Origin of the sequence: Streptomyces sp. adm13(2018), from assembly GCF_008042145.1 — a bacterium.
In the GTDB taxonomy this organism is placed as follows: domain Bacteria; phylum Actinomycetota; class Actinomycetes; order Streptomycetales; family Streptomycetaceae; genus Streptomyces.
The window spans coordinates 1-1021 of record NZ_RDBH01000117.1 but is presented as its reverse complement, the minus strand read 5'-3'; the positions used below and the strand labels follow the sequence as shown (position 1 = coordinate 1021).

Here is a 1021-nt window from a genome sequence, read left to right as displayed (position 1 = left end):
CCGCTGGGACTCCAAGGTCGAGTTCGTCCAGTGCATCAAGCTCTCCATGGACATCGCCGGCCGCCGCGGCGGCCGGCGATGTCCATGGAGAGCTTGATGCACTGGACGAACTCGACCTTGGAGTCCCAGCGGAGCAGGGAGTGCAGCGAGGAGTAGAGGGGCCGGGCGGTGGCCAGGTCGCCGGCCACGGCGGCCCGGTACAGCTCGGCGCAGGTCGCGGGGAGCGCGTTGGGGTAGCCGGCGATCCAGCCGACCGCCCCGGCCGTGGCCAGCTCCAGGAGGACGTCGTCGGCGCCGATCAGGAGGTCGAGGTCCGGGGCGAGTTCGGCGATCTCGTAGCCCCTGCGGACGTCGCCGCTGAACTCCTTCACGGCGACGATGCTGCCGTCGGCGTGCAGTCCGGCCAGGAGGCTCGGCAGGAGGTCGACCTTGGTGTCGATGGGGTTGTTGTAGGCGACGACCGGGATGCCGACGCCGGCCACCTCGGCGTAGTGGGCGCGCACCGAGGGCTCGTCGGCGCGGTACGCGTTGGGCGGCAGGAGCAGGACGGATCCGCAGCCGGCCGCGGCGGCGTCCTCGGCCCAGCGGCGGGACTCGGTGCTGCCGTAGGCGGCGACGCCCGGCATGACGCGCGCGCCGTCGCCCGCGGCCTCGACGGCGGTCCGGACGACCCGGGCGCGCTCCTCGGCGGTGAGGGTCTGGTACTCGCCGAGGGAGCCGTTGGGGACGACGCCGTCGCAGCCGTTGTCGAGGAGCCAGGCGACGTGCTCGGCGTAGGCGTCGTAGTCGACGGAGAGGTCGTCCTTGAAGGGGAGGGTGGTGGCGACCATGATGCCGCGCCAGGGGCGGTCGGCGGTCCAGAGCGTGCTGTTCATGGCGACGGTCCTTTCGGTGGGGTGCGGCTCGGTGGGGTGCGGTGCGGCTTCGTGGGGTGCGGCCGGTGGAGTGCGGCTCGGTGGGGCGTCGCGTACTAGCGGGGTGTCGGTGCGGTCGGTCCGCCGGACGGCGGAGGGATGTCGAG

Annotated in this window: 1 protein-coding gene; it reads right to left on the bottom strand. The window is 73.1% G+C overall.

From position 1 onward, the window contains the following. Positions 1-35: 35 nt before the first annotated feature. Entirely contained in the window at positions 36-875 is an 840-nt protein-coding gene (locus EAO70_RS15235) for a dihydrodipicolinate synthase family protein (RefSeq protein ID WP_261992871.1), read from the bottom strand. Between the last annotated feature and the right edge of the window lie 146 nt (positions 876-1021).

Excerpts from the sequence above, each read along its gene's own strand:
- EAO70_RS15235 (WP_261992871.1), bottom strand. The coding sequence starts at position 875 with ATGAACAGCACGCTCTGGACCGCCGACCGCCCCTGGCGCGGCATCATG.